The sequence below is a fragment of the Prosthecobacter sp. genome (assembly GCF_044378005.1).
Classification (GTDB): Bacteria; Verrucomicrobiota; Verrucomicrobiia; order Verrucomicrobiales; family Verrucomicrobiaceae; genus Prosthecobacter.
Genome location: NZ_JBILYB010000277.1, coordinates 1 through 3798, shown reverse-complemented (window position 1 = coordinate 3798; position 3798 = coordinate 1). Strand labels below are relative to the sequence as shown.

Genomic DNA, 3798 nt, shown 5'->3' with positions numbered 1-3798 from the left:
CGTTCACGAGCTTGGGCTCGGGGAGATCACTCTTGGCGAGCTTGCTGATGCGGCCTTCGCTGCTGGTGAGCTTGCTTTGCAGGCTGTTGGAATTCATCAGATGCAGGGCCTGGACGACGCTGGGCTTTCTTTCCCGCTCGCAGGGGCATTCCTGGCTGGCATTCGGACGGCCAAAGGCATCGAGGAAGTCGCTGTCGAGCTTGTGATTCCAGGTCTGCACGGCGCGGGCATTCGGCGGCAGGCCGCTGAAGCTGTCGCGCTGGCCGGTGACATCGCTGACGGCATCGAGCAGGACTTCGGCGGCGAGTCGGCGCTTCAGGCTGCGGGCGTAATTTTTGTTATCGGCGACGTTCGTTTCGTTCGGCTGCGTGCTGAGCTGGTAGGTGCGCGAGGCCACGATGGTGCGCATGAGGTGCTTCAAATCGTAGCCGTGGGAGGAGAAGTCCTCGGCCAGCCAATCCAGCAGCGCTTCGTTCGTGGGCGGGTTGGAGACGCGGATGTCATCCACAGGATCGACGATGCCGCGGCCGAGGAAGTCGGACCAGATGCGGTTGACGATGGCTTTGGCAAAGAAGGGGTTGTCGCTGCTGCCCATCCAGTCGGCTAGGGCTTCGCGTGGGTCCTGACCTTCGACATAAGGCATCTCAGGGCCGTCGGGTGGCTTGGGAGTCATGACGACATCCGTGATGGGGTGGGTGACCTCGCCTTTGCCGCCATACCACCAGTATTCGGGCTCGCCGGAGATGGGTGCGGAGATGCCCTGGCCCTTCCGCTTCATCTGACCAAAGAAAGCAGCTAGCTGGAAGTAGTCCTCCTGCGTCCACTTTTCACTCGGGTGATGGTGGCACTTTGCGCAATCCAGCCGCACGCCGAGGAAGATCTGGCTGACGAAGCCGCTGGTGTCCACGGGCTCTCGTTTGTCGCGGAAGATCGCCACGGGACCGTAGTCGTGCGTGCTGCCCTGGGCGGTGAGCAGCTCGCGCACCATGGTGTTGTAGGGCTTGTTTTGGCGGAAACTGTCGCGCAACCAAGTGTCGAGTAGATAGACGGGCTTCACACCGACGCGGGAGGGATTCGGGCGGATGAGATCGCCCCACTTCACAGCCCAGTGATCGGCGTAGTTGGAGTCGTTGAGCAGTTCATCGACGATCTTGCTGCGCTTGTCCGCGCTCGTGTCGGCGATGAAGCGCTTCGCCATCTCGGCGGAGGGCAGTTTGCCGATGAGATCCAGCGAGGCACGGCGGAGGAACTCCTCATCCGTGCAGGTGTCGGATGGCAGCAGGCCGAGCTTCTGGTGCCGCTCATGCACGAGGCGGTCGATCTCGTTGTTCACGGGCAGCTTTGCATAGCGCTCGGCAGGGTAGGTCTTATCGGCTGGCACGGTGATGCGGGCGACATCGACGAGCCCCATGTAACGCACGACGAGCACACCTTCGCCACTGAGTGTGCCGACCTTCACCAGCCCGTGCTCATCCACGGCAGCCATCTCTTTATCTTGTGAAAGGTAGTCCGTCAGTGCAGTGACATCACGGGTGCTGCCGTCGGAGTACTTGGCGGTGACCTTGAGCTTCTGCTCGGCGTTCTTTTTGTAGCTCTGCTGGCGGGGCTCCACGCTCACGCTTTGCAGCACGGGCTCGTTTTCGAGGGTGAAAGGTGCGCCCTGATTGATCCAGGCGATGAGCATTTGGTAAGCCTCGCTCTTCTTGTCAATACGGGCACCGCCCTCGTGGGGCACGTCGCCCGTGGCTTTCTTTAACAGGAGGCTTTCCTCCGGTGCGGCGAAGAAAAGCCGGCGGCCCCGGTCATCACGCACGATCTCGTTGAAGTCGTGCTTGGGGTCGTATCCGAAGACGGAGAGCTTGAAGTTGTTCTGCCCCTCGGGCTTTGCGTGGCAGTTTCCCGAGGCGCAGCCTGCCTTCATGAGCCGAGGCATCACATCCAGATTGAAGCTCACCGGCTCGTCCGCGGCGGACGAGATCCCAGCGAGGGCGAGTAGAGAGACAATGACGGGGGGGCGAAACACGGACAAACCTACGCCTCAGGAACCCATCTCTTGCCTGACGGACCGCCGGGTATGTGAAGTGGTGACTTTTGAGGAGGGGGGATTCACAAGCTCGGCCATCCAGGAATTGAAGTGCCAGCGGCTCAGACCGGATGGATGCTGAACACGCCGAATCAGAAAATGGATGCGCATCAGGGACTCGCCTTCAGAGACTTTCAGGCGCGCTGACGGAACTGGATTCGCGAGACTTGAAGGTGCTGGTTGAACACCGAGGCCGATCCACCCTAAATTTTGTCGTTTCCGAAAAAGGGGTGGATCGGTATAAACGCGGCTCACCCATCCACCACCATGCCCAAAAAGAAGCTCAACATCGCCGTCGTCGGCCTCGGATTCGGGGCGGAGTTCATCCCCATCTGGCAGCGTCATCCCGAGACCGTCTGCTACGCCATCTGCCAGCGTGACCCCAAGAAGCTGAAGGCCATCGGCGATGCCTTTGGCGTGGATGTCCGCTACACGGACTTCAAGGAGATGCTGAAGGACCCAAACATCGACGCGGTGCATATCAACTCGCCCATCCCGGATCACGGCTGGATGTCCATCGAGGCGCTGAAGGCGGGCAAGCATGTGGCCTGCACGGTGCCGATGGCGACGAGCATCGAGGACTGCAAAAAGATCTGCGACCTCGTGAAGAAGACCGGCCTCAAATACATGATGATGGAAACCGTGGTCTATGCCCGCGAGTTCCTCTTCATGAAGGAGCAGGTTCAAAAAGGCAAACTGGGCAAGCTGCAGTTCCTCCAGTCCAGCCATCAGCAGGACATGGACGGCTGGCCGAACTACTGGCCAGGCCTGCCGCCGATGTGGTATGCCACGCATTGCGTCGGCCCCGTCGTCGCACTCGCTGGTACACCGGCGGAATACGTGAGCTGCTTTGGTTCGGGCACGATCCGCCCTGAACTGGTGAAGCAGTATGGTTCCCCCTTCGCCGTAGAAACCGCGCACGTGAAGTTCAAGGACAGCGACCTCAGCGCCCGCGTCATCCGCAGCCTGTTCGACACCGCCCGTCAGTATCGTGAAAGCATCGACGTGTATGGCGACAAGGCGTCCATCGAATGGCCGCTGATCGAGCACGAGCCGCTCATCATGCACACCGCGAAGCTGCCTGAGCACAAGATCCCGAAGCTGGTGAAGTCACCCGACTACGCCAAGCTGCTGCCCAAGAGCATCCGCGACTTCACCACGAAGGGCGTCTATGACCTGGGCAAAAAGACGCACCTCAGCTTTGTGCAGGGCAGCGGCCACGGCGGCAGCCATCCGCACCTCGCGCATGAGTTTGCCATGGCCCTCATCGAAGGGCGCGATCCCTTCCCGAACGCCAAACAATCCGCCAACTGGACCTGCGTCGGCCTCTGCGCCCACGAGTCCGCCATGGCCGGCGGCAAGATCGTGAAGCTGCCCGCTTTCACGGTGTAAGCATCCCTCCAGTGTGAATCTCAAGACGGACGCGGTTCACTCCGCGTCCGTTTTCTTTTTGCAGCTTCGTTAGACAAATCTCACGCCGTGCTGCGTCCTCCTGGTGACACGATGCTCACCGCCCACCAGATTTCTGAACTCTACGATGCCCACGCGGCGGGGTTGTTTCATTACATCGTGGGCATTCTGAAATCAGAGGCCGAGGCGAAGGATCTGCTTCAGGAGCTGTTCCTGAAGCTTCAGCATCAAGGGTTGCCTAGCGTGGAAAGTGAGCGGGCCTGGCTGACGCGGCTGGCGCACAACCTGACGCTCGACTGGCTCCG

3 protein-coding genes are annotated in these 3798 nt (G+C 60.6%); 2 read left to right on the top strand and 1 reads right to left on the bottom strand.

Going from position 1 to position 3798, the window contains the following annotated elements:
* The coding region (locus AC6FTP_RS25995; protein ID WP_497209807.1) for a DUF1549 and DUF1553 domain-containing protein at positions 1 to 2023 on the bottom strand (2023 nt) is incomplete at its 3' end.
* A gap of 327 nt (positions 2024 to 2350) precedes the next feature.
* Here AC6FTP_RS25995 and AC6FTP_RS25990 point away from each other — a divergent pair.
* Both AC6FTP_RS25990 and AC6FTP_RS25985 read left to right on the top strand, forming a co-directional pair.
* Positions 2351 to 3475: a Gfo/Idh/MocA family protein gene (locus AC6FTP_RS25990; RefSeq protein ID WP_497209806.1), complete on the top strand. Its 1125-nt coding sequence runs from the start codon at positions 2351 to 2353 to the stop codon at positions 3473 to 3475.
* A gap of 111 nt (positions 3476 to 3586) precedes the next feature.
* On the top strand, positions 3587 to 3798 hold a 212-nt coding region (locus AC6FTP_RS25985; RefSeq protein WP_497209805.1), incomplete at its 3' end, for an RNA polymerase sigma factor.

Bases quoted from the DNA above. Each gene is read 5' to 3' on its own strand.
- AC6FTP_RS25990 (WP_497209806.1), top strand. From the start codon at position 2,351: ATGCCCAAAAAGAAGCTCAACATCGCCGTCGTCGGCCTCGGATTCGGG.